The sequence below is a fragment of the Thermobifida cellulosilytica TB100 genome, from assembly GCF_001517975.1.
Classification (GTDB): domain Bacteria; phylum Actinomycetota; class Actinomycetes; order Streptosporangiales; family Streptosporangiaceae; genus Thermobifida; species Thermobifida cellulosilytica.
The window spans coordinates 228,249-254,796 of record NZ_KQ950183.1 but is presented as its reverse complement, the minus strand read 5'-3'; the positions used below and the strand labels follow the sequence as shown (position 1 = coordinate 254,796).

Below are 26,548 nucleotides of genomic sequence, written 5' to 3'. Positions count from 1 at the left end.
CGGCGCTGATCCGCCTCGACGAGCTGCTGCCCGCCGACCGCGTGGTGGTCACCGACACCGGGCGGTTCGTCTACGCGCCCTGGCGCTACCTGCACGTCCCGGAGCCCACCGCGTTCACCCACACGCTGAACTTCGCGTCCATCGGGCTGGGGATCGCCACGGCGATCGGTGCGGCGGCCCAGCGCCCACGCGGGGAGGTCGACGCCGGCGGTCAGCTCGTCGAAGCGCCGCCAGGCCGCGCGGGCCTGCTCCTCGCGGACCTCCCGCCACCACCGCTCGGCCTGCTCCAGCAGGTCGGCCCAGTCCTCGGCGGGCGCCTCGGCGGCCGGCTGCGGCGCGGGGGCGGGCACGGCGGTGCGCGGGCGCGGGGCGTACTCGGTGAGCGGCAGCGACTCCAGGACCGGCTCGGCGGCCAGGCGGCCGCGCACCCAGTCGGTCTGCGCGGTGGTGCCGTTGCGGGCGTCGAACCGGGCGGCGATGGCGTAGGCGTGGGCGCGCATCTGGTCGCGCAGGTCGGCGACGCCGACCTCGGCCTCGGGGCGGTCGCCGTGGGCGGGGCGGCGCACCGTGAGGCCGTCGTACCCGGCGGCGGCGAGCTGGTCCAGCAGCAGCGCGGCCGAGGCGGCGAACTCCATGGCGTCGTGGGGGTTGGGGGGCGTGTCCAGGGCGCCCAGGTGCCGCTCCAGGATCTCCAGGCCGCGCGCGTGGTTGCCGGTCAGGGCGCAGAAGAACAGGTGGCGGCCGAGTTCTGAGAGGTGGCGGACGTCCTCGCGGCGGTGCACGCGGTAGGCGCGGCGGTGGGCGTCCGCGGCCTCCCGGTGGCGTCCGGTGTACAGGTAGGGCTCGATGAGGACGGTCAGGATCCGCTGCGGCTGCTGGATGCAGTTCAACTGTCCCGACAGCACCGGTTCGGCGGCGGCGATCGCCTCCTCGTGGTCGCCGCGCCCCACCAGGTAGTCGGCGACCATGGAGGGCACGCAGCCCTCGCAGTCGGAGGTCTCGTCGGTCGCGGTGGTGCGCATCTGCTGGAACGCCGCGTCGGCGGCGGCCGTGTCGCCGACGTGGCGGGCCACCCGGCAGCGCAGGCTGTGGACGCTGTGCAGGCTGTGGCCGCCCTCGCGGTAGCGGCGCTCCATGTCGTCGAGCACCGCCATGGTGCGGTCCAGGGGGATCTCCGGGAAGGAGAGGAGCGAGCTCACCATCCACTTGAACTGCCACAGAAGCTCTTTGTAGGCCTCGGGCCCGTAGCGGGCGGGGTCGGCGTCGAAGGCGCTGAGGCAGCGGCTGAAGGGGGTGAAGGCGCGCGCCTCCTCGCCGCCGTGCTCGTAGGCCTCGGTGAGGGCCATCCGCAGCCAGAACAGCTCCTCCTCGGAGGCGCCGTCGCGGGTGGCCAGTTGCAGGGCCTTCTCCGCCGCGACCGTGCGGGCCCGCCCGTAGGGCAGGGCAGCGGCCTGCTCGGAGAGTTCGCGCCAGTTGTCGCTCATGCGTGCTCCTCGGGTTCAGCCGGGGCAGCCCAGTCCAGCAGTCCCAGGAAGGACCGGTTGAGCGCCGCGGCGTCAGCCGGCCGCAGGGGGTGGCGGCCGTGCAGCAGGGCCTGGCCGTAGAGTGCCTGGACGGCCAGGCCGATCAGCTCGGGGTCGGTCAGGGTGGTGATGCGCCTGGTCAACGGGTTGGCGTGGTTGAGGACCAGGCGGGGTCGGTCGGCGGCCAGCGCGGGCTCCAGCGCGCCCAGCACGTCGGCCCACAGCGGGTCGGCCTGGGCCCGGGACTCGGCGAGTTCGGCGCGGTGCTCCGCGGCGCGGCTGGTCAGGTACAGCGCGGGCAGGGAGGCGGGCGCGTAGTCGCGCAGCACGACGGTGCAGCCGAGGGGGTCGAGGGCGCGCTCGGCGGCGCGCAGGAAGTCGCGGAGCCGCAGTTCCACCCCCGACTCCAGGATGCCGAAGCGGGTGGTGAGCTCGCCCGGGTCGAGCGGGAGCAGTTTCACGCCGCCGTCCAGGTCGGCGAGGCGGGCGACGATCTCCGCGTCGTAGACGTAGCCCGCGTTGACCAGGCCGATCCCCTGGGCGGCGGCGACCGCGGAGAGCCGCCGGAACTCGTCGACGTCGGGGGTGTAGCGGGCGTCCGGGTGCCGTCGGGCGAACTCGGCCAGGGTCATGGCGCCCGAGCTGGTCTCGAACTCCAGCCAGCGGTACACCAGGTCGAGCATGGCGTCGTCGTGCACGGCCAGCGCCTTGACGCCGACGTGGTGCAGCCGCAGGAAGCGGCGGAGCGCCTCGGGGTCGCTCTCGGCGAGGGCGACCAGCCAGTCGCGGACCTGGCCGCCGAGGGTCTCGCGCACGTGCCCCAGCAGGTCGTCCTCGTAGAGGGCCTCGCGGCTGGCGGTGGGCCGCAGCTCCCCGGCGTCGACGACGCAGCGGACGAAGAACGCCCATTCGGGCAGCAGGTCGGCGACGTTGTCGGCGAGCAGCATGCGCTTGAGGTAGACCCGGTGGGTGGCGCGCACCGTGGGGTTGGCCGCGTGGGGCAGCACGAACGCCACCCCGCGCAGTCCGGCCTCGGGCACGTCGAGGTCGATCACGTCGAGCGGGAGGAAGCCGAACAGGGAGCGGCAGTAGTCGTTCAGGGCGGCGCGGCGCAGCGCCGGGGTGGGGTAGGCGCGGCTCCACGGCGGGCCGTCCCCGGTGACGGGGGTGTCGCCGACCCGCAGCTCCACGGGCAGCAGCGCGCCGTAGTGGCGGGCCAGTTCGACGACGGTGTCGGTGGCGAACCACTCCTCGGCGTCCCGGCGGGGCCGCAGGACAACGGTGGTGCCGACCTCGTCGCGCTCCCGGGCGGCGGGCTCCACCCGGTAGCGGCCGTCGGCGTGGCCGACCCAGCGGACGGTGGGGCCGCCCTGGGCGGAGCGGGTGGTCACCTCGATCTCGTCGGCCACGAGGAAGCCGGAGAGCAGGCCGATGCCGAACTGGCCGAGGAACTCGTGGCGGGCGTAGCCCAGTTCGTCGCGCTTGCCGGAGCGGCCGATGGTGGCCAGCAGCTCGTGCACCTGGGCCTCGGTCAGCCCCACCCCGGTGTCGTGGACGCGCAGGGTGCCGTCGCCGGTGTGCTCGGGCGTCTCGACGTGGACACGGGCGGGGGCGTCGGGCTCCCCGGCACGCCGCGCGGTGACGGCGTCCACCCCGTTCTGCAGCAGTTCGCGCAGGTAGACCCGCGGACTGGAGTACAGGTGGCGACTGAGCAAGTCGACCACCCCCCGCAGGTCCACCTGGAACGCGCGCTCGGTCACGGCCCACCCTTCCCAGCCCATGGGGCATCGTCGTCATACCTGCACCGCACTTGGCGCACGGCACTATAACGCCCCGCGGTGACACTTCCCGTGGTCCGAGCCGGGCGGGGGCCGCGACGGGCGGGCCGGAACGGGGGTCCCGTCCCGGCCCGGGGATCAGCGGTCGAGGGCCACGCCGAGGAGGGTGTCGACGGTGTCGCGCATGAGCGCCGGGGCGGCCGGGTCCCCTCCGGCCCCGCCCAGGGCCGCCTCGACCCAGGAGTCGACCGCGGCCAGCGCGGCGGGGCGTCCAGGTCGGCGGCGAGCGCGGCGCGCACCCGGGCCAGCAGCGGCGCGGCGTCGGGCGCGCTCTCCAGCGCGGCCGCGGCCCGCCAGCGCTCCAGCCGCCGCTCGGCGGCGCGCAGCTCGCCGTCGGTCCACTCCCAGGCGGTGCGGTAGTGGTGGGCCAGCAGGGCCAGGCGGATCGCCATGGGGTCGGCGCCCGCCTGGCGCAGCGCGGAGACGAACACCAGGTTGCCCCGGGACTTGGACATCTTCTCGCCGTGCAGGCCGACCATGGCCACGTGCAGGTAGTTCTGGGCCTGGGGGTGGGTCCCGGTGGCGCGCCGGGCCTCGGCGGCGCCCATCTCGTGGTGCGGGAAGACGAGGTCGTCGCCGCCCCCGTTGAGGTCGAAGCCCATGCCCAGCTCGCGCAGGGAGATGGCGCTGCACTCCACGTGCCAGCCGGGGCGGCCGCGGCCCAGCGGGGTGTCCCAGGCGGGCTCGCCGGGGCGTTCGGCCCGCCACAGCAGCCAGTCCAGCGGGTCCTTCTTGCCGGGGCGGCCCGGGTCTCCGCCGCGCTCGGCGAACAGCTCCAGCATGGCGGCGCGGTCCAGGTGGGACACGCTGCCGAAGCCGGGGGCCTCGGCGGCCGAGAAGTAGAGGTCGCCGTCCACCTCGTAGACGGCCCCGGTCTCGCGCAGCCGGGCGACGAACTCGGCGATGAGGTCGATGGACTCCACGACGCCGACGAAGGCGCGCGGCGGGAGGATCCGCAGCGCCGCCATGTCGTCGCGGAACACCTGGATCTCCCGTTCGGCGAGCTCGCGCCAGTCCTGTCCGGTGTCCGCCGCGCGCTCCAGCAGCGGATCGTCGACGTCGGTGATGTTCTGCACGTAGTCGACGGCGTGTCCGGCGTCCCGCCAGACCCGGTTGACCAGGTCGAAGGTGAGGTAGGTGAAGGCGTGGCCGAGGTGGGCGGCGTCGTAGGGGGTGATCCCGCAGACGTACATCCGTGCGGTGGCCCCCGGGGCGGTGGTGCGCAGGGAGCCGGTGGCGGTGTCGTGGACGCTGAGTGGGCCGCCGTGGTGCGGCAGGGCGACGATTTCAGGCGCAGGCCAAGAACGCATGATCACGAGGTTATCCGCCGAACCGGACATCTCGCCGGTCGGGGCGGAGGCTCGTGCGGCCGCGGCGTCTCACGGTCCGGGCGGGCCGACCGGGTCCTTGCGCCGTGGGGACCGGGTGATCAGCCGCATGCTCACGACCACTCCGACCAGGCACAGCCCCGCCAGGACCGGGTTGTCGTGTGCCCAGTGCCACAGCACGGCCGCCAGCGCCACCACGTACAGCAGCCAGTAGGCGGCGCTCTCCCACACCCACGGTTTGCCCACGGTGCACCTCGCCCCCTCTCGACCGCAGACGGTTCCGGCTGTGTTCCCGATCAGGCCACTATTACGGACGTGTGGGGCGGTCGGGGGGTTTACCGGGCCTTTCACCGGACCAGGCGCCAGGCGTGCGGGTCGCCGGGGGCGTCGGTGAAGGCGTAGCGCAGGACGTCGGGGGTGAGGGCCAGCAGGGTGACCGACCCGGTCGCCCAGACCCGGCCGTCGGGCAGTTCGATCCGGGCCACCAGCGAGGAGGGGTCGTCCGCGGCGGCGCCGGTGGCGGCGGTGCGCGCCGCACCGCGGGCGGCCTCGTCGAGGAGGTCCACCCACCCGCCCCAGACGGCGCCGACGTCGTCGGCGGTGCGCAGCACCGCCGCGGCGGGGACGGGGCGGGCCGCCGCGAACCGGGGGCGGTGGCGGACCGCGCGCGCCGCCCGCTCGTCCAGCCCGGTGTTGACCACGACGCTGACGCCCGGGGCGATCTTCTGCTCGGTCAGGTCCGCGCCGTCCCAACTAAGGAGCACGGCCCGGTCCGGATCGGCCACGACCAGGTGGAAGGGGTCGAAGGCGCGCAGTTCGTCCCCCGCCAGGCCGAGCGACCCGGTGGCGGCGGCGCGCAGCGGCAGCTCGCCCCTGCTGCGGCGCGGCACGCCCGGCGGCACGGTGGAGTCGAACACGGGCCGCCGCCCCGCGGCGGACGGCTGCTCCAGCCGCCCGTTGAGCACCGCGGCGACGCGCGGCGTCCCCGACTCGGGGGGCGCGACCGCCAGCCAGGTGCCGCCCGCCTGCGCGTCGCGCCCGCCGAGCAGGTGCGGCCAGCGCGGCCAGTGCCGTCCCGGCCCGTCGAAGGGCCGGTCGGTCATCTCGTCGCGCAGCGCGGCGACCACGAGGGGGACGGGACAGGCGGGGTCGAACCCCACGATGGCGGTACACACGGTGCGGCTCCTCGGTCTGGCCGGACGAACGGGACGGGCCCGGCAGCGCTCCGCGGGCTTCTCCCGTAGGCTCTGGCTGCACACCCGCGGCCCGATTGTCGCAGCACGCTCTCCTCCAGTATCAGACGGGATGGTGGTCGATGGTCCAGCAGGACGGACAGGCGGCGGTGCTCACGGAGGATCCCGCCGCCGGGTTGACCTCCGAGCAGGCCGCGCAGCGGCTGGCCGACGGGCTGGGCAACGACGTCCCGGTGCGGGCCGGCCGCACCGTCTGGCAGATCGTCCGGGCCAACGTGTTTACCCGCATCAACGCGATGATCGCGGTGCTGTTCGGGATCATCGCGGTCGTCGGCCCCGTCCAGGACGGGCTGTTCGCGCTCGTCATCGTGGTCAACACGCTGATCGGGACCGTCCAGGAGCTGCGCGCCAAGCGGACCCTGGACTCGCTGGCGATCGTCAACGCCGCCCGGCCCCGGGTGGTGCGCGACGGCGCGGTGGTGGAGGTGGCCGCCCAGGAGGTGGTGCTGGACGACGTGCTCGAGGTGGCCTCGGGCGACCAGGTCGTGGTGGACGGCGTGGTGGTGTCCGCCTCCGGGCTGGAGGTGGACGAGTCGCTGCTGACCGGCGAGGCCGACCCGGTGCTCAAACAGCCCGGGGACCCGGTCATGTCGGGCAGCTTCGTGGTCGCGGGCAGCGGGCGGTTCCGCGCCACCCGGGTGGGCCGGGCGGCCTACGCGGCCCGCCTCACCGAGGAGGCGGCCCGCTTCTCCCTGGTCCGCTCCGAGCTGCGGTCGGGCCTGGACCGGCTGCTGCGGTTCATCACCTGGCTGCTGTTCCCCGTCGGCGGCCTGCTGCTGTACAGCCAGTTGTTCCTGGGCGCGCAGGTGACCGAGGAGGTGTCCTCGGGCGGCACGCTGTCGGGGCCGCTGGCCGACGCGCTGCGCGGCATGGTGGCCGCCCTGGTGTCGATGATCCCCGAGGGGCTGGTGCTGCTGATCAGCATCGCCTTCGCGGTGGGCGTGGTGCGGCTGGGGCGGCGGCGCTGCCTGGTGCAGGAGCTGCCCGCCATCGAGGGGCTGGCCCGGGTGGACGTGGTCTGCACCGACAAGACCGGCACCCTCACCGAGACCGGCATGCGGCTGGCCGAGGTGCGCCCGCTGGACGGCTCCGACGCAGCCGGGCTGGTCGGCGTGCTGGCGGCCCTGGCCGCGACCGACCCGCGCCCCAACCCGAGCATGGCCGCGATCCGCGACTGCTGCGGGGAGCCGCCCGCCTGGCCGGTGACCGCGGTGGTGCCGTTCTCCTCGGCGCGCCGGTGGAGCGGGGCGAGCTTCGCCACCCCCGAGGGGGACCGGCACTGGGTGCTGGGCGCGCCCGAGGTGCTGGCCGGGCCGGGGTCGCCGGAGCTGGCCGCGGCCTCGGCGGTGGCGGAGCAAGGGCTGCGGGTGCTGCTGCTGGGCCGCGCCGACGCGGCGGTGGACGGCCCGCACGCGGTGGCGCCGGCGGCGCTGGTGGTGCTGGAGCAGCGGGTGCGCCCCGACGCGGCGGAGACCCTCGACTACTTCGCCCGCCAGGACGTGGCGGTCAAGGTGGTCTCCGGCGACAACGCGGCCTCGGTTGCCGCGGTCGCCCGGGAGCTGGGGCTGGAGGGCGCGCAGTCCCCGGTGGACGCCCGGGAGCTGCCGGTGGAGGACGCCGGTTTCGGCGACACGGCGGAGAAGGCGTCCGTGTTCGGCCGGGTCTCCCCCGAGCAGAAGCGGTCCCTGGTCTCGGCGCTGCGGGAGCGCGGCCACACGGTGGCCATGACCGGGGACGGCGTCAACGACGTGCTGGCGCTCAAGGACGCCGACATCGGGGTGGCGATGGGCTCGGGCAGCCCGGCGGCGCGCTCGGTCGCGCAGATCGTGCTGCTGGACAACCGGTTCGCGTCCCTGCCGCACGTGGTGGCCGAGGGGCGCCGGGTCATCGGCAACATCGAACGGGTCGCCAACCTGTTCCTCACCAAGACCGTGTACTCGATGACCATGGCGACCGTGGTGAGCCTGCTGGCGGTCTCCTACCCGTTCTTCCCCCGGCACGCCACCCTCATCAACGCCGTCACCTTCGGCATCCCGTCGTTCTTCCTGGCGCTGGCGCCGAACACCGAGCGCGCCCGTCCCGGCTTCGTGGCGCGCACCCTGCGCCTGGCCGTGCCCGCGGGCCTGGTCAGCGGGCTCGCCGCGATGACCACCTACCTGCTGGTGCTGGACGGGGCGAGCACGCCCACCACGGCCGACCGCACGGCGGTGCTGATCACGCTGTGCGCGACCACGCTGTGGGTGCTGCTGCTGGTGGCGCGGCCGTACGTGTGGTGGAAGGCGGTCCTGGTCGCGGGCATGGTGGGGCTGCTGCTGACGGCGCTGCTCACCCCGCTGGGGCGGGCGTTCTTCGCGTTGGACGTGAGCGACCCCGCGGCGGTGGCGACGGCCCTCGCGGTGGCGGGGGCGGCGGCGGCCGTCATCACCGTGGTCCGGGTGGTCGACGACCGGCTGCTGTCCCGGAAGCGCTGAGCGGCGCGGGGCCGGTCAGATCGGCGGCCACGGCAGCGCGGGCCAGTCCTCCGGCGGGTAGGGGTGCACCCGGTACTCGTGGAGCACCTCGACGCGGCGCAGGGTGGCGTAGCGCTCCTGCGGGGTCAGGTGGCGGGCCAGGACGCGCGACACCTCGCTGTCGGCGTCGTGGAGCATCTCCAGCAGCGCGCCCAGCCGTTCCACGGCCTCGGCGGGCAGCGGCTGTCCCGCCCACTGCCACAGCACCGTGCGCAGCTTGTACTCCTCGGAGAAGGACACCCCGTGGTCGCAGCCGTAGAGGCGGCCGTCGGGGGTGGGCAGCAGGTGGCCGATCTTGCGGTCGGAGTTGTTGATGACCGCGTCGAACACCGCCATCAGCCGCAGTTGCGGGTTGTCGGTGTCGCGGGCCAGCGCCACCAGGTCGACCGCGGGGTCCGCCATGATCCACGCCTGCACCATCCCGGGGCCGTGGGGGGCGTCCTCGCGGTAGACGGTGGGCGGCACGATCCCCCAGCCCAGCGCCTGGGACACCGCGTGCGCGGCGACCTCCCGGCCGGCCAGGGTGCCGTCGGGGAAGTCCCACAGCGGACGCTCCCCCGCGACCGGCTTGTACACGCAGGGCATGGTCCGTCCGCCGTCCGCCACCTCGCAGTACAGGGTGGCGTTGGAGGCTCCGGTGAGCCTGCCGATCACGGTGAGCCGTCCGGAGAGCAGTAGTTCCAGATCGCTGTCGGGGTCAAAGCGGCCGTGCGGCGCCGCGGTCATGGGTCTCCGTTCCGGTGGGGTCGTCGGCTACCCGATCCCCACGGGCCGGTAGCCGTTCTGCCGGGGGCAGATGTGCCCGTCCGGGTCGAGGGGGTTTCCGCACAGGGGGCAGTTGGGGCGGCCCGCCGCGACGACGCGCAGCGCACGCTCGGCGAAGGCGCGCGCCGCGGCCGGGGTCAGGTGGACCCGCAGCACGTCGTGGGCGACGTCGTCGGTGAACGCCTCGACCGGCTGGTCGTCCTCCCCGGCCGCCTCGGGCCCGCGGACCTGCTGGGCCTCGACGATGACCCGGCGGTTGCGGGCGTCCCAGGCCAGCGCCAGCGTGCCGACCCGGAACTCCTCCACGATGGGCTGGCTCAGCGGGCCGTTGTCGCTCTCGGCGGTCTCGTGCAGGTCGGGGGCGTCGCCGAAGCGCCGGCGCACCTCTTCCAGCAGTTCCCCGACCCGTTCCGCCAACGCCGCGACCTGGGTCTTCTCCAGGACGACGCTGGTGATGCGGCCGCCGCCCTCCGCCTGGAGGAAGAAGGTGCGCTCTCCGGGACGGCCGACGGTGCCGACCACGAATCGTTCCGGGGGGTCGTACTGGTACAGGGGCATCGGCGGGGACTCCGGGCTGTCGGACGGCTGTGCCTGCTGGTCTGGCTCTCTCTCCCTTTTCTATCAGCCTTCCCCGGCGCCGCCGCCGACCACGGCGTCGCTGGAGGCCCCCGGCTCGGGCCGCAGTCCCGCCAGGGGGTTCCCCACGTCGTTGAGGCGCAGCACGAACGGCCGCAGCGCGGTGTAGCGGACCACGCTGAGCGAGCACGGGTCGATCTGGATGCGCTGGAACTGGTCGAGGTGCAGGCCGAGCGCGTCGGCGAGGACCGCCTTGATGACGTCGCCGTGGCTGCACACCAGGTAGACGGGTGCGTCGTGCTCGGCGAGCAGCCGCGCGTTGTGGTCGCGCACCGCCGAGACCGCGCGGTGGGCGGTCTCGGCGAGGCTCTCCCCTCCGGGGAAGCGGGCGGCGCTGGGGTGGGCCTGCACGACCGGCCACAGCTCCTCGGCGGCGAGTTCGGTGAGGGGGCGGCCGGTCCACTCCCCGTAGCGGCACTCCCCGAACCGCTCGTCGACGGTCACCGGCACGCCCACGGCCTCGGCGACGACCTGCGCGGTCTCCACGCAGCGCTCCAGCGGGCTGGTGACGACGGCGTCCAGGCGCAGCGGCGCCAGGCGGGCGGCCAGCGCCGCGGCCTGGGCCCGGCCGCGCTCGTCCAGGTGCACGCCGGGCGTCCAGCCGGCCAGGGTGTGTCCGGTGGCCGCGGTCAGACCGTGCCGTACCAGCAGCAGGGTCACGGCCGCGGCGTGGGGTGTGCTCATGGTCGCACCCTAGTGGGTGGCTGCGGCCGTGGCCGCGGCGGCCTCGGCCCCCTCGAAGGACGCGCCCGACTCGGGGGTGAGCACGCCGAAGCTGACCAGGGCGAGGATGAGGACGCCCAGGGCGATGCGGTAGTACACGAACGGCATGAAGCTGTTGGTGGAGATGAACCGCATGAACCAGGCGATGACCGCGTAGCCGACGGCGAAGGCCACCACGGTGCCGACGATGGTCGCGAGCGGGCCCGCGTACTCGTTGCCGCCGATGTCCTTGAGCTTGTACAGACCCGAGGCGAACACCGCGGGCATGGCCAGGAGGAAGGCGTAGCGGGCGGCGGCCTCGCGCTTGAAGCCCATCAGCATGCCGCCGGTGACGGTGGCGCCGGAGCGGGAGACGCCGGGGATGAGGGCGAGCATCTGGAACAGGCCGAAGACGAGGCCGCGCTGGGCGTTGAGGTCGGTCAGCTCGCGGTGCTTGCGGGCGAAGCGGTCCACCGCGCCCAGCAGGACGCCGAAGACGATCAGGGTCAGCGCGGTCAGCCGCAGGTCGCGGAAGGGCGCGCTGATCTGCTCCTCGAACAGCAGGCCCGCCACGCCGATGGGGATGCTGCCGATGATGACGTACCAGCCCATGCGCGCGTCGATGTGGCGGCGCAGCTCCTTGTTGACCAGGGAGCGGAACCAGGTCGACAGGATGTTCCACACGTCCTTGCGGAAGTAGATCAGCACGGCCAGCTCGGTTCCGATCTGACTGACCGCGGTGAACGCGGCCCCCGGGTCGTGCCAGCCGGAGAAGGCCGCGACGATGCGCAGGTGGCCGCTGGAGGAGATGGGCAGGAATTCGGTCAGTCCCTGAACCAGTCCAAGGACGATGGCCTCGATGATGGACACGGCGGATTCGGCTCCTGGTCGCGAAAGGGCGAGTAACGGGGGGCGTGCGGAGGGGCCGCACAGCGCGGTGCGGGGCAGGCTCCGGGAAGCTTAGCGCCTCCCGGAGCCTCCGCTCGGAGGAGCAGTGTCGCCGGGACGGGGGGAGACGGTACTCTCCGCGCCATGGAACAGCGACAGCTGGGCGGGTCGGGGCTGTGGGTCTCCAGGATCGCCCTGGGCACGATGGCCTGGGGCAAGGATACCGAGGAGGACGAGGCCGCCGACCTTCTCGCGACGTTTGCGGACGCGGGCGGCACCTTCATCGACACCGCCGACATCTACCAGGGCGGACAGGGAGAGCGCATTCTCGGTCGGCTGCTGCCCGCCGTGGTGCGCCGCGACGACATGATCATAGCGACCAAAGCGGGTCACTGCCTGGATCGCCGACGTCCCGCCGACACGTCGCGGCGCCACCTGCTGTCCGCGCTGGAGGCGTCGCTGCGCCGGCTGCAGACGGACTACGTGGACCTGTGGCAGGTGCACGTGTACGACCCGGGCACCCCGCTGGAGGAGACCCTGGCGGCGGCGGAGTCGGCGGTGGCCTCGGGCAAGGTGCGCTACGTGGGCGTGGGGCAGTTCACCGGGTGGCAGCTCGCGCGCTACGCCACCTGGCAGCGGGCGCTGCCGGGGGCCTCGCCGGTGGTGTCGGCGGGCACCGAGTACTCGCTGCTCAACCGGGACTGCGAGCGGGAGCTGCTGCCCGCAGCCGCGGCCTGCGGGGTCGACCTGGTGGCCTGGTCCCCGCTGGGGCGCGGGGTGCTGACCGGCAAGTACCGCACCGGGGTGCCCCGGAACTCGCGGGGGGCCAGCTCGCACATGGCGCCGTTCGTGGAGCCCTACCTGGACGAGCGGGGCCGCCGCGTGGTGGAGTCGGTGTGCACGGCGGCCGAGGGGCTGGGCGTGTCGCCGCTGGCGGTGGCGCTGAGCTGGGTGCTGGGCCGCGACCGGGTGGCCGCGGCCTGCACGGGGCCGCGCACGGTCGCCCAGTTGTCGGAGATCCTCGTGGCCGAGAGCGTGGTGCTGCCCCGGGAGATCCGGGAGGCGCTCGACGACGCGTCGGCGGCGCCGGGCTGAGGCGCGCCGCGGGACCGGCGCCTGTGGACGGCCCCGCGTTCCGGTGAACCGCCGTGGGCGCCGCACTAAGCTCACGGGGCGGGGCCGCACGGACCGGCCCCCGCGCCCTGTCCGTGTCCAGCCAGTGAGGTTGCCAGCCGTGGTCGATCCGTCCCCGCCCGCCGCCCCGGACGACGCCGTCGAACGGACCCGCAGCGCGCTGACCCGCATGGGCGCGCCCGAACAGCTCGCCGCGCCGCTGGTCGCCGTGCTCGGCCCGGACGCCGACGCCCGGATCACCGCCGACCCGTGGCGGCTGCTGGACCTGCGGTCGGTCACCCCGCGCCAGGCCGACTACTGCGCGCGGACCCTGCTGGGCGAGGCCGCGCGCCCCGACGACCCCCGACGGGTGCGCGCCCTGGTGGCGCACCTGCTGCGGCGCGCCTCCCGGGACGGGCACACCGCTGTCGAGTACGGCCGGATGGCGCGGGCGCTGCGCGGCCTGGGGGTGGCGGCCGCGGACGCGGCGTTGCAGGCGGCGGCCGAGGACGACCGGATCCTCCTCGTCGAGGACCTTCCCGAGGAGGACGACGAGGAGTTCGACGGCGACCTGCCCGAGCCGCCCGCCCCGGAGCGCTTCCTCGCCCTGGCCGCGCTGGGGGAGGCCGAGCGGCGCCTGGCCGCGGAGCTGGTCCGGATGACCGCCAGCGAACCGGTCATGGACTCGGCGACCGCCACGGAGACGGTGCTGGCGGCGGCCGGGAAGCTGGGCCGCGACCCCGCTCCCGAGACGGTGGCCGCCCTGGTCACGGTCGCGCTGCGCGGGGTCGCCGTGCTGCTGTGCGGCCCCGCCGCGGCCGGGACGGGGGTCGAGGCGATCCGCTACGCGGCCGCGATCGCCGCCGACAGCCAGGTGGGGATGGCGCTAGTCGCGCCGAGCGCGAGCGGGGCGGCCGCGCTGAACCGCGCCCTGGCCGACACCGGTGTGCGGGCGCGCACGGTCGCCGCGCTGCTGGCCGACCCGGCGGTGGAGGCCGGCCTGGTGGTGGTCGACCAGGCCACGGCCGTGGACACCGAGACGTTCGCCGCGCTGGCGGCGGCCTGCCCGGCCGAGGCGCACCTGGTGCTGCTGGCCGATCCCGGGCAGTTGCCTTCGGCCGGTCCGGGGCAGGTGGTGGCCGACCTGGTGGCCTCGCGGACCGCGGCGGTGGCGGTGCTGCCGGACGCTCCCGACGCGGGCCCGCGCGAGGCGCTGGCCGCCGGCGTCGGCGAGGGGCGCCTGCCCGACCGGGTGGACCTGCCCGGCCGCGAGGTGGTGTTCGTGCCCGCCGCCTCGGCGGGCGAGGCGGCGCACCGCACGCTGCAACTGGTCACCGACTCCATTCCGCGCACCTTCGGCCTGGAGCCCGACCAGGTCCAGATCGTCACGGCCGCGCCCGGCGGCGAGGCGGGCGCGGCCGCCCTCAACGCGGCCTGCAAGGCCCGCTTCAACCCGGGGCCCGGACGGGTGGCCGGGCTGGACGTCGGCGACCGGGTGCTGCTGGCGGGCCGCGGCGCGGGGTACGCCCCCGGCGACACCGGGGTGCTGCGCGGCCACGACGGGAGCGGCGCGGCGGTGGAGCTGGCCGACGGCACGACGGTCGCCGTGGCGCACCCGGCCCACCTGCGCCCCGGCTGGGCGGTGCCGCTGGCCGCAGCGCTCGGCGGGGCCTGGCCCGCGGCGGTCGCGGTGTTCACCCCCGATGCGGCGCTGTCGCGTCCGGCGCTGCGCACCGCGCTGACCCGGGGCCAGCGGCACGTCTCGGTGGTCAACGCGGCCGGGGCGGAACTGGCCGCCGCGGTGCGCAGCACGTCCGCGCCGCCCCGGAGCACCCGGCTGGCGCGGCTGCTCCGGGAGGGCTGAGCCCCGCCGGTCAGGCGGCCGGGACCTGCGGCTCGGCGGTGTTCTTGCGGGCCGCGCACGCCCCCAGGCCGAACAGCGACAGTCCGGCCAGGCACAGCACGCCCGCGGTGGGCGGCAGGAACGCGATCGTGGTGGTGGCCAGGAGCGCCCCGCCCAGCGCGCCGCCGAACGACACTCCCAGGTGGACGACGCCGGCGTTGACGGCCAGCGCCTGGGTGCCGACCGGGCCGGCGAGGTGGAGCAGGCGGGCGCTGATCGCCGGGGAGGCGAAGAAGGTGGAGCCGCCCCAGACGACCGCGACCGGTCCGATCAGCCAGGGCGACACCGGGCGCAGCGGCCACAGCGCGGTGAGCACGGCCATGAGGGCCGCGAAGACGCCGACGCCGCCCCGCAGCGCGGCGTCGGGGCCCCACCGGTCGGTGGCCTGCCCGCCGAGCCAGGTGCCGGCCGCCCCGGCGACTCCGGCGGCGGCGAAGAGCACCCCGCGGGAGCCCGGTCCCACGTGCGCCACCGCGGCCAGGTAGGGGGCGAGGTAGACGAGCAGCATCATCGACCCGGTGGCGATGCACAGGTTGCCGAGCAGCCCCAGCGAGATCGGTCCCGACGCCAGGATGCGCGCCTGGTCGCGCAGCGGCGTGGGCGGCTCGGGCCTCGCCTCGGGCATGACCGCCGCCAGCCAGACCAGGACGAGCGCCCCGGCCGCGGCCATCACCGCGAAGGTGACCCGCCAGCCCAGGTAGCCGCCGGTCCAGATGCCCAGGGGGACGCCGAGGGTGATCGCCGCGGCGACGCCCAGCGCCACGGTGCCGAGGTAGCGCCCGCGCTGCCCCTCGGGGGCCAGGGCCGCCGCGGTGGCCATGAGCGCGGGGGTCGCCGTGGCGGTCGCCGCCGCCGCGACCCCCCGCAGCGCCATCAGCACCCCGTAGGAGGGGGCGACCGCGGCCGCGGCGTTGGCGGCGACGAACACGGCGAGCGCTCCGGCGAAGAGCAGGCGGCGCGGCCAGGTGGCGGTCACGACGGCCGCCACGGGCGCCCCCACGGCGACGGTCAGCGAGAAGACGGTGACGAGCTGTCCGGTGGCGGCCTCGCTGACCCCGAGGTCGGCGGCGATCTCGGGGAGGATTCCGGCGACGACGTGGTCGTCGGTGTGCATGACGAACACGGCGCACAGCAGCGCGAGCAACCAGAGGGGCATGAATCAGGATGATTCCGTGACGCTGCGTGTCCGGGCAACGGTGTGCCCCGGTCCGCCCCCGCTTCCCCGGGCGGGGGTGGAGGCGCAGGTCATCGGCTCGGGGCGGCGCGCGGACTCCCCGCCTCCGCGGTGATGGTGTGACCTTCGTCTCAAGGCCGCTTCCGGCCACTCCCCCGGCTGTTCAGACCCGGTCCAGGAAACCGCCGTCGACGACCAGGTTGGCCCCGGTGACGAAACTCGCGGCCGGACTGGCCAGGAACACCACCGCGCGGGCGACCTCCTCGGGACGGCCCAGGCGGCCCAGGGGGATGCGGGCGCGGATACCCGCGTAGTAGTCGGGGTCGGTGTCGCGCCGCCGCGCCCAGCCGCCGCCGTCGAACTCGACGGGTCCCGGGGAGACGGTGTTGACCCGCACCCCCCGGGGCGCCAGGGTCCGGGCCAGGGCGGCGGCGTGCTGGTTGAGGGCCGCCTTGACCGCGCTGTAGGGCTTGGTGCCGGAGGGCGCGGTGACGTGCAGCGCCGAGGTGCTGGAGACCAGCACGACCGAGCCGCCGTGCGGCGCGGCCGCCAGGTGCTCCTGGGCCTGCTCGACCAGGGCGGTGAACGGGAGGACGTCGGTGCGCAGGGCCTTCTCCCAGTCGGCCGCGCTGCCGCCGGAGACGTTGGAGACCACGGCGTCGAGGCCGCCCAGTTCGGCCGCCGCGGCGTCGACGAAGACGCGCAGCGCCGCGGTGTCGGCCACGTCCAGGTCCCGGGCGACCACGGTCACGCCCCGGCCGCGCAGCTCCTCGGCGGCCTCCTCCAGCGGCTGGCGGGCACGGGCGCAGATCGCCAGGTGCGCGCCCTCGTCGGCGAAGGCCCCGGCGATGGCGCGGCCGATTCCGCGGCTCGCCCCGGTGACCAGCACCCTGGCCCCGCGCAGTCCCAGGTCCATCCGTGTCTCCTCACTCGTCCACGCGTGCGGCCGGCCCGCGGTCCGGGCCGGCCGCGGTCCGCCTCACGCGCCGGTGGAGTGGAATCCTCCGTCGACGTGCACGATCTCGCCGGTGGTGGCGGGGAACCAGTCCGACAGCAGGGCCACGACCGCGCGGGCGGCCGGTTCGGGGTTGGTGACGTCCCAGCCGAGGGGGGCGCGCTGCGGCCAGGCGGAGGCCAGCTCCTCGAAGCCGGGGATGCTGCGGGCGGCCATGGTGCTCAGCGGCCCGGCCGAGACCAGGTTGACCCGGATCTTCTGGTCGCCGAGGTAGCGGGCGAGGTAGCGGGCGGTGGAGGCCAGCCCGGACTTGGCCACGCCCATCCAGTCGTAGATGGGGTAGGAGACGCTGTTGTCGAAGTCCAGCGCCACCACCGAGCCGCCGTCCTTCATGAGCGGCAGCACCGCGGTGGTGAGCGCCTTGAGGGAGAAGGTGGAGGTGTGCAGGGCGGTGGCGACGTCCTCCCAGCGGGTGTTGAGGAAGTTGCCGCCGAGTGCCTCCTGGGGGGTGAAGCCGATGGAGTGCACGACGCCGTCGAGGCCGTCGACGTGCTCGGCGACCCGTCCGGCGAGGCTGTCGAGCTGCTCGTCGTTGGTGACGTCCAGTTCGAGGACCGGCGAGGGCTCCGGCAGCCGCTTGGCGATGCGTTCGACGAGGCTGAGCCGGCCGTACCCGGTGAGCACCACGGTGGCGCCCTGTTCCTGGCACAGCCGTGCCACGTGGAAGGCGATGGAGGAGTCGGTGATGACCCCGGTGACCAGGATGCGCTTGCCTTCGAGAATTCCCATGCGTTGTCTCGTTCCTTGACGGGTGGCTGGTGTGGTGCGATCAGTGGCCCATGCCGAGACCGCCGTCGACGGGGATGACCGCGCCGGTGATGTAGGCGGCGTCCTCGCTGGCGAGGAAGCGCACCGTCTTGGCGACCTCGGCGGTGCTGCCGTACCGGCCCAGCGGAATGCCCTTCTTGATCTCCTCCCGGCGTTCCTCGGACAGCGCCGCGGTCATGTCGGTCTCGATGAAGCCCGGGGCCACCACGTTGACGGTGATGTTGCGCGACCCGAGCTCGCGGGCGAGGGAGCGGGCCAGGCCGACCAGTCCGGCCTTGGACGCGGCGTAGTTGGCCTGTCCCGGCCCGCCGTACAGGCCGACGACGGAGGAGATGAAGATGATGCGGCCGGTGCGCTTGCGCATCATGCTGCGCACCGCGCGCTTGGCCACCCGGAACGCACCGGTCAGGTTGGTGTCGAGCACCGCGTTGAAGTCGTCCTCGCTCATCAGGGCCAGCAACTGGTCTCTGGTGATGCCGGCGTTGGCGACGAGGACCTCGACCGCTCCCTGTTCCTCCTCCACCTGCTTGAAGGCGGCGTCCACCTGGGCGCTGTCGGTGATGTCGCACGGCACCCCGAACAGCCCCTCGGGGGGCTGACCGGTGCGGTAGGTCACCGAGACGTCGTCGCCCGCCTCCTTGAGCTCCCTGGCGATGGTCAGGCCGATCCCCCGGCTGCCACCGGTGACCAGAACCGAGCGAGACATGTACGGCACCTCCGAAACGCTGCCGGGTAGAACGTGTATGGAACGGACAGCAGAGTATCGACCTACCGGCGGGTAGACCCAACCCGCACGGTACGGGGCCGCCCGTCCCCGCCCGCTCCCGGCGTCCGGCGGCCGTGGCAGCTCCTCTCCCGGGGGCTGCGCCGGGGCGCGGCGGCCGCCGCCGAGACCAGGATCACAGGGTCCGACTTCTGTGGCCGGGGACGGCGGCGGACCGGCGCGCGGGCCGCGCTCCGGCCGGGGCGCTCAGCCGGGCAGCCGTTCGAGGCCGCCCGCGACGAGGGAGGGCACGACCGAGCCGATGTAGGCGAAGTCGCCGCCGACGGTCTTGCCCTGGACGTAGCGGTAGTGGATGCCCTCCAGGATGACGGCGAGCTTGAAGAACGCCAGGCCGGTGTACCAGTCCAGCCGGGAGACGTCCCGGCCGGAGCGTTCGGCGTAGCGGGCGATGAGCTCCTCGGCGGAGGGGAACCCGGGGGCGCGGTGCACGTCTCCGGGGCCGGGGGTGGCGAGGATCTCGTCGCTGAGGTAGACGAGCAGCAGCCCCAGGTCGGTGAGCGGGTCGCCGAGGGTGGACATCTCCCAGTCCAGCACCGCGGTGATCCGGTCGTCGGCGTCGACGAGCGCGTTGTCGAGCCGGTAGTCGCCGTGCACGATCGCGGCCGGTCCCGAGTCGGGCACGGAGGCGGCCAGGCGGGCGCGCAGCTCGTCGATGCCGGGCAGGTCGCGGCTGCGGGAGGCGTCCAACTGCTTGCCCCAGCGGCGCACCTGGCGCTCCAGGAACCCCTCGGGGCGGCCGAAGTCGGCCAGGCCGACCGCGCCGGGGTCCACGGAGTGCAGCGCGGCGAGGGTGTCGACCAGGCGCAGCGCGAGGGCGCGGGTGCGTTCGGGGCCGCGGGGGACGAGCTGCTCGGCCCTGCGGAGGGGGACGCCGGGCACGAAGTCCATGACGTAGAACCGCGCGCCGATGACCGTCTCGTCCTCGCACAGGAGGACCGCTCCGGGCACCGGGACCTCGGTTCCGGCGAGCGCGGAGATCACCCGGTACTCGCGGGCCATGTCGTGCGCGGTGGGCAGCACGTGGCCCAGCGGGGGGCGGCGCACCACCCAGCGGGCGACGCCGTCGGTGACGGAGTAGGTGAGGTTGGAGCGGCCGCCCTCGATGAGCTCGCCGGTCAGCGGGCCGGCGACCAGCCCGGGCCGCACCTCGTCCAGGTGGGCGCGCAGCCGCCGCAGGTCCAGTCCGGGCGGGTTCTCCACGCTCATCGACTCCCCTTCCAAATTGACCGACCAATCGGTATCCCATGGTGAACACAGGAAATATACCGAAAGGGAATTTCTGGAAGAGCATTGAGGAGAACAAGACATACCGTCTGGTTGGTTTTACGTGTTCGCGGTCTTTCCCCGCGTCCGGGACCGGGGGCGGGGAGCGCGGTCCCGGACAGCGTCCCCGGTCCGCCCGCCGGACCCGACCGCCACGCCGCCCTCCAGGCCGCTCCCGCCGCCCCCGGAGCAGGCGACGGGGTGCCGGCTCCGGCCTGCCCACCGGAGGGGCGCTCCCGCCGGGCACGGCCTGTGCCTACGGGAGCCCCGCGTGGAGGCGGGCGAGGAGCGCGGCGCACTCGGCCGGGGAGCAGCCCGTGCGGGTGCGCAGCTCGTCGTCGCCCAGGCTCCTGTGGACCGCCGCGGCTCCGGCGAGGACCTCGCCCAGGACGGCGGCCGGCAGGGACAGCACCACCGCGTCCGCGTCCGCGCGCACCAGGCGAACCGCCGCCTCCCCCTCGCCAGGGGACGCGGGGGCGGGGCCGTCCTGGCCGTGCCGCAGCCGCTCCCGGATCCCGCGCAGCGGTGCGCGCACCCGCCGCAGCCCTTCCACGGCCGCCCGCTCCTCCGCGGTGGGCGACCGGTAGCCCGCGACGTTGCCCGCCTCCACCGCCAGGCGGTGGAGCAGGAAGAGCCCGTCCCGGCTGAGGAGCACGGCGGCGTCGTCCGCTGCCACGTCGGCCCCTCCTCCACTCCGGTTCCTCGAAATAGGTCTTTGCCTCGGACGGCGTGAAGACGGTGCCTCCGTGGGGCGAGCCCGGGTCCTCGATGGCGACGGCTCCCCTCGCGGGGTCCCAGTAGGCGGTACGGCCGTTCCGCAGCCCGTACCGTACCTCCAGCCCCGGGATCTCCTCGTTGAGCACGTCATCGACGTACTCCGCGAGTCGGTCGTGGGGGACGCCCCTGACGTAGTGGTCCGTGGCCCCTGGTCGAAGCGCTCGTTGGCGTGCCGTGCGATCGCCTCCGCCTCGGGGCAGGGGCCTCCGCCGGCGTTGTGGGCGAGGAGGGTGGTGGTGCCGGCGCCACGTAGTAGGCGTACAGCCCGGCGACGGTCAGGTTGTACACCTGCTCCCGGGCGGTGCGCGCCCGCACCTCCGCCACCCGCACCCAGCTTCCCGCGCTGGTGCGCAGCCACGTGCCCGGCTCCAGCTCCCCGGCCGCCACCCACCGCGCCAGCCCCGGCCACCCGGCCGCCCAGGCCGGAGAACGCCAGCACCGCCACGATCGCCGCGGCCAGCACCACCACCCCGGCGTACTCCGCGAACGACGCCCCCCGCTCCGGGTCGTGAATCCGCCTCAGCACCGCCCACCGTCCCGCGCAGACCGCCACCGACCACCACGCACACCACCAGCAGGCGCGGACCGTACGAAACTAGTCGCTTTCCGTCACAGCGCGACAGGGCCCACAGACCCAAACCAGGACCCAGACCACGGCCGAAACCGGCCGCCGGGGACAGCGGTTCACGCGCGCGGCCCGCACGGTGGGCCGCGCGCTCACTCGGCGCCGGTGCGCAGCCCGTCCAGCAGCCTGCTGGCGTAGTGGTGGCCGATGAAGGCCGAGGCGTCCTCGGTCTCGGGGCGGCACCACGTGCCCAGGGAGCGCACTGATCCGAGGTAGAAGTCGGCGACGACGTCGCCGGAGACCCGGCTGGCGAAGACCCCCGCGCGCTGCCCCCGCTCGATCAGGTCGTGGAACAGCTCGCGGTAGTGCCGTCGCTCGTGCTCGGCCACCGCCTCCGGGGCGACGAGCGTACGCACCACCACATCGACGGCCACCTCGCGCAGGTACTCCTCGACGTTCTCGCAGATCTCGTACTGCATGGCGCTCACACTCCGGTCGGCTGCACAGCAGCGACTGCACGGCCGGTCGGCTCACCCGGCCGTGGCGGTGCACAGAAACCGCCCAGCACCCACCATAGGGGCACGCCGGTTAACAACCGAGCCCCGAGCGTGATTTGTTCGTGACCTTCGTATGTCGACGTTGTTACACCGTGCCTACCTGGAGTCACACCCATCCGGCGTCGTGCGCGAGAATCGCGATCTGCACCCGGTTGGTCTTGCCGAGCTTGGTCAGGATGCGGCTGACGTGCGCCTTCACCGTGGCCTCGCGCATCCCCAGCTCCGTGCCGATCTCGGCGTTGGACAGCCCCCGCGCCACGCCGAGCAGCACCGCGCGTTCGCGTTCGCTCAGCACCTCCAGTTGCCGGGCCGCCTCCGCCGCGCCGGCGCCGCCGGGCGCCGCGAAGCGTTCCAGCATGCGCTTGGTGACGCTGGGCGCGAGCATCGCGTTGCCCTCGTGGACGGTGCGCACCGCCGCGACCAGGTCGCGCGGCGGGGTGTCCTTGAGCAAGAAGCCCACCGCCTTGGCGCGCAGCCCCTGGTGGACGTACTCGTCCAGGTCGAAGGTGGTGAGCAGCACCACCCGGGGGGCGTGGGGCAGCTCGGCCAGGCGTGCCGCGGCGGTCAGCCCGTCGACACCGGGCATGCGGATGTCCAGCAGCACCACGTCGGGCCGCAGCTCCCGGGCCCGCTCCACGGCCTCGGCGCCGTCCGCGGCCTCCCCCACGACCTCCAGGTCGGGGGCGGACTCCAGGATCATCCGCAGACCCGAGCGCACCAACTGCTCGTCGTCGACCACGAGGACCGAGATCACGGGGCTTCCTCCACCTGCCGGGGGGTTTCTGCGGGGGTCACGGGGATGGCGGCGCGCACCCACCAGCCTCCGTCGGGCAGCGGGCCCGCCACGAGCGTCCCGCCCACGAGTGCCAGCCGTTCCCGCAGCCCCACCAGACCGTAGCCGCTGCCGGGCACGGGGTCGACACCGTCCACCGCGGCGGGGCCGTTGGTCACGGTGACCGTCAGCTCGCGCCTGCCGTGGTCGACACGGACGTCGACCGCGGCTCCGGGGGCGTGCCTGGCCGCGTTGGTCAGCGCCTCCTGCACCACCCGGTAGGCGGTGCGCTCGACCTGCGTGCCCAGCCGCCGCGGCGTCCCGGTGACGGTGAGGTCCACCGGCACGCCGACGGCGCGCGCGGAGTCGACCAGCCGGTCCAGGTCGTCGAGGACCGGCTGGGGCGCGGTCGGTGCGGCGTCGCCGCCGTCGCGCAGCACCCCCAGGATCTCCCGCAGCTCGCTCAGCGCCTCCCGGCCGGTGGTGCGGATCAGCTCGGCGGCCTTGGCGGTCTGCTCGTCGGGGGCGGAGACCTCCAGGCCGCCCGCGTGCAGCACCATGAGGCTGACCCGGTGCGCCACGACGTCGTGCATCTCGCGGGCGATACGGGTGCGTTCGGCGGCGATGGCGGTCTCGGCGAGCAGGTGCTGTTCGCGCTCCAGGCGCTCCGCGCGTTCCCTCAGGTTTTCCACGAGCTGGCGGCGCGTGCCCACCCACAGGCCGACCAGCAGGGGGAACACGAGGAACATCATGCTGTAGAAGGGGATGAGGGTGGGCTGCCAGACGGAGTAGACGCCCCCCAGCGCCACGAGGTGGGCTCCCGACCACATCAGCAGCGGCTGCCACCGTCCGGGGAACCACGCCGCGTAGCTGTAGAGGGCGATGGGGGCCGCGTAGACGTTGCCGAAGACCCCGATCAGCAGCAGGCTCGCGCCCATCAGCAGTACGGGGCGGCGGCGGCGCATCAGGACGGTCAGCGCGACCAGTCCGGGGACGACCACGCTGATCTGGATCTTCAGGAGCAGGGAGACGACCGGGTAGGCGTCGGCGAGCCGGTCCGGCAGGGAGACCAGCCCCCACTCCAGCCGTTCGCCGTAGTCGAGGGCGACGAACATGCCCACGACGACGAACGGGAAGAACCCCATCGCGTAGGCGACGTCGGCCAGCGTGTAGCGGCGCTGCCACCACCACAGCCCCACCGCCCGGGCCCGTTCGATCCACCTCCGCACCATGGCTCGGAGTCTAGGAGCCGTACGCGCGGCGCTCCTCCCCCGCCGGCGCGATCCCGGACCGACGAAAGTCGGTGGTCGCCCACCACCGAAAGTCCGCTTCCCGCCGCCCCTCCCCCGCCCTTCGGGGACGCGCGAATCGCCTGCGGGGCCGAGGTCCGGCGGGCCCGCCGGGGCCTAGCGTCGAGGTGTCGCGAATTTCTGGTCCCGACGAGGAGAGAGAGACCGTGTCCACACCCCCCTCCGCCGCAGAGGCGCCGACACCCTACGCCGTGGTCGTCCAAGGACTGACCAAGGTCTACCCGACCGGGGGCGAGCCGGTGCGCGCCCTGGACGGCGTCGACGTGTCCTTCGCCCGCGGCGCGTTCACCGCGATCATGGGCCCCTCCGGCTCCGGCAAGTCCACCCTCATGCACTGCATGGCCGGGCTGGACACCCCCACCTCGGGGTCGGTGCGGCTGGGCTCCACCGAGCTGACCTCGCTGGACGACAAGCGGCTCACCCTGCTGCGCCGCGACCGGATCGGGTTCGTCTTCCAGTCGTTCAACCTGCTGCCGATGCTCACCGCCCGGCAGAACATCCTGCTGCCCGCGCAGATCGCCGGGCGCCCCGTCGACCCCGAGCGCTTCGCCCACGTCGTCAAGGTGACCGGTCTGGCCGACCGCCTGGACCACCTGCCCGCCAAGCTGTCGGGCGGCCAGCAGCAGCGCGTGGCCGTGGCCCGCGCCCTGGTGGGCGGCCCCGAGGTGCTCTACGCCGACGAGCCCACCGGCAACCTCGACTCGCGCTCCGGCGCCGAGGTGCTGTCCTTCCTGCGCGACTCGGTGCGCGACCTGGAGCAGACCGTCGTGATGGTCACCCACGACCCGATCGCCGCCTCCTACGCCGACCGGGTGGTGTTCCTGCGCGACGGCCGTCTCGTCGACGACGTCGCCCACCCCACCGCCCAGGACGTCCTCGACCGTCTCGCCGCTCTGGAGGGCTGATCCGTGCTGCGCACCACACTGGCCGGCCTGCGCGCCTCCTGGGGGCGGCTGGCCGCGACGGTCCTGGCCATCGCGATGGGCGTCGTCTTCACCACCGGCACCCTCGTCTTCGGCGACACCCTGGGCGAGAACTTCGCGACGCAGGCGAGGGGCTCGATGGACCGGGTGGACGTGATCGCCCTGTCCGAAGGGCTGGGGGAGGCCGAACCGGAGCTGCTGGACGAGGCCGCGCTGCGCGAGATCCGCGAGCTGCCCGAGGTCGCGGCGGCCACCGGGGTCGTCACGGGCACGGTCCCGCTGCTGGACGCCGACGGCCGGGTGCTGGGCACGATGCCCACCCTGGGCGTGTCGGTCGGCGGCGACGTGGCCCGCTACGAGGCCGCCGAGGGGCGTCTGCCCGAGGCCGACGGCGAGGCGGCGCTGGCCACGACCACCGCCGAGCGGAGCGGTTTCGGCGTGGGAGACACCGTCACCGTGCTGGACCCCGACGGCGAGAAGCACGAGTTCACCCTCACCGGGCTGGTCGACTTCGGCCTGGACCAGGAGATCGGCTTCCGGGGCGCGGTCGCCCTCCCCCTGGAGAGCGCCCAGCGGTTGACCGGCGCCGAGGGGTACGCCGAGATCCACGTGCGCGCCGCCGAGGGGGTTTCCGCGGAGGAGGCCGAGTCGGCCGTGGCCGCGGTGCTGGGGGACGGCGCCGAGGTGGCCACCGGCCAGGAGTACGGCGACGAGCTGGCCGCCGCGGCCGGGATGGAAGCCGGGATGTTCACCACCATGCTGCTGCTGTTCGCCGCGGTCGCGGTGTTCGTCTCCGTGGTGGTCATCTACAACACCTTCACGATCCTGGTGGCCCAGCGGCAGCGGGAGATGGCGCTGCTGCGCTGCGTGGGCGCCACCCGCGGCCAGGTGTTCCGCTCCGTGCTGCTGGAGGCCCTGATCGTCGGAGTGCTCGCCTCCGCCGTCGGCGTGGCGGCGGGCATCGCCCTGGGGTGGGGCGGGTTCGCCCTCGGCTCCCACTACCTGAACACGCCCGTCTCGTCGGGGGTGGTGGTCACGGCGACGCCGGTCGTGGTGGGCCTGCTGGTGGGCACCCTGTCCAGTGTGGGCTCGGCGCTGGTCCCGGCGGTGCGGGCCACGCGGGTGCCGCCGCTGGCCGCGCTGCGCGCCAGCGCGCTGACCGAGGAGCCGAAGCGGCGCGTCGGCTGGATCCGCACCGCCGTGGGCGTGCTGTCCCTGCTCGGCTCGGCCGCGCTGCTGGTGGGGGCGCTCGTGGCGGGTCCGAGCCAGACCAGCATGACGATGGTGGTGGCCTCCGGCATGGTGTGCTTCGCCGGTGTGGTGGTGTTCGCCCCGCTGCTGGTGCGGGGGGCGATCGCGGTCCTCGGCCGGCCGCTGCGCCGCGTCGGCGCGCCCGCTTCGCTGGCCGTGGACAACGCGCTGCGCGCCCCGCGGCGGGCGGCGGCCACGATGGTCGCGCTGGCGGTGGGCGCCACCCTCATCACCGGCTACTCGACGATCAGCGCGTCCCTGCGCAGCACCCTGGATGCCCGCCTGAACGAGCAGTTCCCGGTGGACTACATCGTGTCCCCGCCGTGGGCCCCGGACAGCACGGACGGGTTCGGGTTCGTGCCCGCGGAGGTCCTGGCGGACCTGAAGGAGTCCCCCGCCGTCGACCGCGTGTTCACCGAGCGCACGGAGACCTCCATGGAGGACGCCGTCGTCACCGCCTACCCGGGCGCGCGGCTGGGAGTCGACGTCGCCGGAGGCGCCGAGGAGGGCGACACGCGGGACGTGGCGCCCGGGGCGGTCGCGCTCGTCGGGCTCCTCGCGGACAAGCTGGGGGTGGGCCTCGGCGATGAGCTGACGCTGACCAGCGAGGCGGGGGAGCTGTCCCTCACCGTCGTGGCGCTCCTGCCGGACGGCGGCGGGATCACGAGCGCGGTGGTCTCCGTGGAGGACTTCGAGAGGCTCTTCCCCGGCACTGCCGACAGCGCCGTCTACGTCAAGGCCGCCGAGGGCGTGTCGCTGCAGGAGGCGGCCGAGGCGGTCGACGCCGCGGTCGCCGACCACCCGGAGCTGCAGGTGCTCAGCCCGGCCCAGTTGAAGGCCGAGTTCGAGGACATGCTCGACGCCGTGTTCCTGGCCGTGCTGGCGCTGGTGGGGCTGGCGGTCCTCATCGCGGTCTTCGGGGTGGCCAAC

The 26,548-nt window shown here is 74.5% G+C and carries 22 protein-coding genes and 1 pseudogene; 5 read left to right on the top strand and 18 right to left on the bottom strand.

What is annotated here, in order from left to right; translation table 11 throughout:
- The 5 genes and pseudogenes from AC529_RS13830 to AC529_RS13810 form a co-directional block, all read right to left on the bottom strand.
- A partial coding sequence (locus AC529_RS13830) for a hypothetical protein (RefSeq protein ID WP_198156424.1) occupies positions 1–1,484 on the bottom strand: 1,484 nt, incomplete at its 3' end.
- Positions 1,481–3,283, bottom strand: a complete 1,803-nt coding sequence (locus tag AC529_RS13825; RefSeq protein ID WP_198156423.1) for an HSP90 family protein — start codon at positions 3,281–3,283, stop codon at positions 1,481–1,483. The genes AC529_RS13825 and AC529_RS13830, both read right to left, overlap by 4 nt.
- Positions 3,284–3,439: 156 nt before the next feature.
- A pseudogene (mshC, locus tag AC529_RS13820) lies at positions 3,440–4,677 on the bottom strand (cysteine--1-D-myo-inosityl 2-amino-2-deoxy-alpha-D-glucopyranoside ligase).
- A gap of 63 nt (positions 4,678–4,740) precedes the next feature.
- A complete protein-coding gene (locus tag AC529_RS13815) occupies positions 4,741–4,935 on the bottom strand; it encodes a hypothetical protein (RefSeq protein ID WP_068757323.1) in 195 nt (64 codons plus the stop codon).
- Positions 4,936–5,036: 101 nt separating this feature from the next.
- Positions 5,037–5,864: an NRDE family protein gene (locus tag AC529_RS13810; RefSeq protein WP_068757321.1), complete on the bottom strand. Its 828-nt coding sequence runs from the start codon at positions 5,862–5,864 to the stop codon at positions 5,037–5,039.
- A 140-nt stretch (positions 5,865–6,004) separates the two neighbouring features.
- On the opposite strand from AC529_RS13810, the gene AC529_RS13805 reads away from it, so the two are divergent.
- Positions 6,005–8,413, top strand: a complete 2,409-nt coding sequence (locus AC529_RS13805) for an HAD-IC family P-type ATPase (protein ID WP_068757319.1) — start codon at positions 6,005–6,007, stop codon at positions 8,411–8,413.
- A gap of 15 nt (positions 8,414–8,428) precedes the next feature.
- Here AC529_RS13805 and AC529_RS13800 read toward each other — a convergent pair whose 3' ends face one another.
- The 4 genes from AC529_RS13800 to AC529_RS13785 form a co-directional block, all read right to left on the bottom strand.
- On the bottom strand, positions 8,429–9,178 hold the full coding sequence (locus AC529_RS13800) for an SCO1664 family protein (protein WP_068757317.1): 750 nt from the start codon (positions 9,176–9,178) through the stop codon (positions 8,429–8,431).
- Positions 9,179–9,205: 27 nt separating this feature from the next.
- Positions 9,206–9,775, bottom strand: a complete 570-nt coding sequence (locus AC529_RS13795) for a DUF3090 family protein (RefSeq protein WP_068757315.1) — start codon at positions 9,773–9,775, stop codon at positions 9,206–9,208.
- A 63-nt stretch (positions 9,776–9,838) separates the two neighbouring features.
- On the bottom strand, positions 9,839–10,537 hold the full coding sequence (locus tag AC529_RS13790) for an MSMEG_4193 family putative phosphomutase (protein ID WP_068757313.1): 699 nt from the start codon (positions 10,535–10,537) through the stop codon (positions 9,839–9,841).
- A 9-nt stretch (positions 10,538–10,546) separates the two neighbouring features.
- On the bottom strand, positions 10,547–11,425 hold the full coding sequence (locus AC529_RS13785) for an undecaprenyl-diphosphate phosphatase (protein WP_068757310.1): 879 nt from the start codon (positions 11,423–11,425) through the stop codon (positions 10,547–10,549).
- 162 nt (positions 11,426–11,587) lie between these two features.
- Here AC529_RS13785 and AC529_RS13780 point away from each other — a divergent pair, with 162 nt between their 5' ends.
- Positions 11,588–12,538, top strand: a complete 951-nt coding sequence (locus AC529_RS13780; protein ID WP_068757309.1) for an aldo/keto reductase — start codon at positions 11,588–11,590, stop codon at positions 12,536–12,538.
- Positions 12,539–12,677: 139 nt separating this feature from the next.
- The gene (locus tag AC529_RS13775; protein ID WP_083948213.1) at positions 12,678–14,420 is read left to right on the top strand and encodes an AAA family ATPase; all 1,743 of its coding nucleotides are present in this window, start codon (positions 12,678–12,680) and stop codon (positions 14,418–14,420) included.
- Positions 14,421–14,430: 10 nt separating this feature from the next.
- Here the strand turns inward: AC529_RS13775 and AC529_RS13770 are convergent, their stop codons facing one another.
- From AC529_RS13770 to AC529_RS13730, 9 genes are all read right to left on the bottom strand, one after another.
- On the bottom strand, positions 14,431–15,615 hold the full coding sequence (locus AC529_RS13770) for an MFS transporter (RefSeq protein ID WP_068757308.1): 1,185 nt from the start codon (positions 15,613–15,615) through the stop codon (positions 14,431–14,433).
- Positions 15,616–15,796: 181 nt separating this feature from the next.
- A complete protein-coding gene (locus AC529_RS13765; protein ID WP_068757307.1) occupies positions 15,797–16,549 on the bottom strand; it encodes an SDR family NAD(P)-dependent oxidoreductase in 753 nt (250 codons plus the stop codon).
- Between the two features lie 63 nt (positions 16,550–16,612).
- On the bottom strand, positions 16,613–17,377 hold the full coding sequence (gene fabI / locus AC529_RS13760; protein WP_068757306.1) for an enoyl-ACP reductase FabI: 765 nt from the start codon (positions 17,375–17,377) through the stop codon (positions 16,613–16,615).
- A gap of 40 nt (positions 17,378–17,417) precedes the next feature.
- Entirely contained in the window at positions 17,418–18,122 is a 705-nt protein-coding gene (gene fabG / locus AC529_RS13755; protein WP_068757304.1) for a 3-oxoacyl-[acyl-carrier-protein] reductase, read from the bottom strand.
- A gap of 264 nt (positions 18,123–18,386) precedes the next feature.
- Positions 18,387–19,406 carry a phosphotransferase family protein gene (locus AC529_RS13750; protein WP_068757297.1) on the bottom strand — a complete coding sequence of 340 codons (1,020 nt, stop codon included), beginning with the start codon at positions 19,404–19,406 and terminating at the stop codon, positions 18,387–18,389.
- A gap of 313 nt (positions 19,407–19,719) precedes the next feature.
- On the bottom strand, positions 19,720–20,139 hold the full coding sequence (locus AC529_RS20530) for a hypothetical protein (RefSeq protein WP_068757295.1): 420 nt from the start codon (positions 20,137–20,139) through the stop codon (positions 19,720–19,722).
- 818 nt (positions 20,140–20,957) lie between these two features.
- Positions 20,958–21,284: a hypothetical protein gene (locus AC529_RS13740; protein WP_068757294.1), complete on the bottom strand. Its 327-nt coding sequence runs from the start codon at positions 21,282–21,284 to the stop codon at positions 20,958–20,960.
- A gap of 184 nt (positions 21,285–21,468) precedes the next feature.
- Positions 21,469–22,116: a response regulator transcription factor gene (locus AC529_RS13735; protein ID WP_068757293.1), complete on the bottom strand. Its 648-nt coding sequence runs from the start codon at positions 22,114–22,116 to the stop codon at positions 21,469–21,471.
- A complete protein-coding gene (locus AC529_RS13730; protein WP_068757291.1) occupies positions 22,113–23,366 on the bottom strand; it encodes a sensor histidine kinase in 1,254 nt (417 codons plus the stop codon). The genes AC529_RS13735 and AC529_RS13730 overlap by 4 nt, the downstream gene beginning before the upstream one ends.
- 224 nt (positions 23,367–23,590) lie before the next feature.
- On the opposite strand from AC529_RS13730, the gene AC529_RS13725 reads away from it, so the two are divergent.
- Positions 23,591–24,349, top strand: coding sequence for an ABC transporter ATP-binding protein (locus tag AC529_RS13725; protein WP_068757287.1), 759 nt, complete (start codon positions 23,591–23,593; stop codon positions 24,347–24,349).
- Between the two features lie 3 nt (positions 24,350–24,352).
- Positions 24,353–26,548: ABC transporter permease (locus AC529_RS13720; RefSeq protein ID WP_068757284.1), on the top strand; the 2,196-nt coding region annotated here is incomplete at its 3' end.

Bases quoted from the DNA above. Each gene is read 5' to 3' on its own strand.
- fabI (WP_068757306.1), bottom strand. From the start codon at position 17,377: ATGGGAATTCTCGAAGGCAAGCGCATCCTGGTCACCGGGGTCATCACC.
- AC529_RS13805 (WP_068757319.1), top strand. From the start codon at position 6,005: ATGGTCCAGCAGGACGGACAGGCGGCGGTGCTCACGGAGGATCCCGCC.
- AC529_RS13740 (WP_068757294.1), bottom strand. From the start codon at position 21,284: ATGCAGTACGAGATCTGCGAGAACGTCGAGGAGTACCTGCGCGAGGTG.
- AC529_RS13795 (WP_068757315.1), bottom strand. From the start codon at position 9,775: ATGCCCCTGTACCAGTACGACCCCCCGGAACGATTCGTGGTCGGCACC.
- AC529_RS13780 (WP_068757309.1), top strand. From the start codon at position 11,588: ATGGAACAGCGACAGCTGGGCGGGTCGGGGCTGTGGGTCTCCAGGATC.
- AC529_RS13750 (WP_068757297.1), bottom strand. From the start codon at position 19,406: ATGAGCGTGGAGAACCCGCCCGGACTGGACCTGCGGCGGCTGCGCGCC.
- AC529_RS13790 (WP_068757313.1), bottom strand. From the start codon at position 10,537: ATGAGCACACCCCACGCCGCGGCCGTGACCCTGCTGCTGGTACGGCAC.
- fabG (WP_068757304.1), bottom strand. From the start codon at position 18,122: ATGTCTCGCTCGGTTCTGGTCACCGGTGGCAGCCGGGGGATCGGCCTG.
- AC529_RS13765 (WP_068757307.1), bottom strand. From the start codon at position 16,549: ATGGACCTGGGACTGCGCGGGGCCAGGGTGCTGGTCACCGGGGCGAGC.
- AC529_RS13770 (WP_068757308.1), bottom strand. From the start codon at position 15,615: ATGCCCCTCTGGTTGCTCGCGCTGCTGTGCGCCGTGTTCGTCATGCAC.
- AC529_RS13800 (WP_068757317.1), bottom strand. From the start codon at position 9,178: ATGACCGCGGCGCCGCACGGCCGCTTTGACCCCGACAGCGATCTGGAA.
- AC529_RS13730 (WP_068757291.1), bottom strand. From the start codon at position 23,366: ATGGTGCGGAGGTGGATCGAACGGGCCCGGGCGGTGGGGCTGTGGTGG.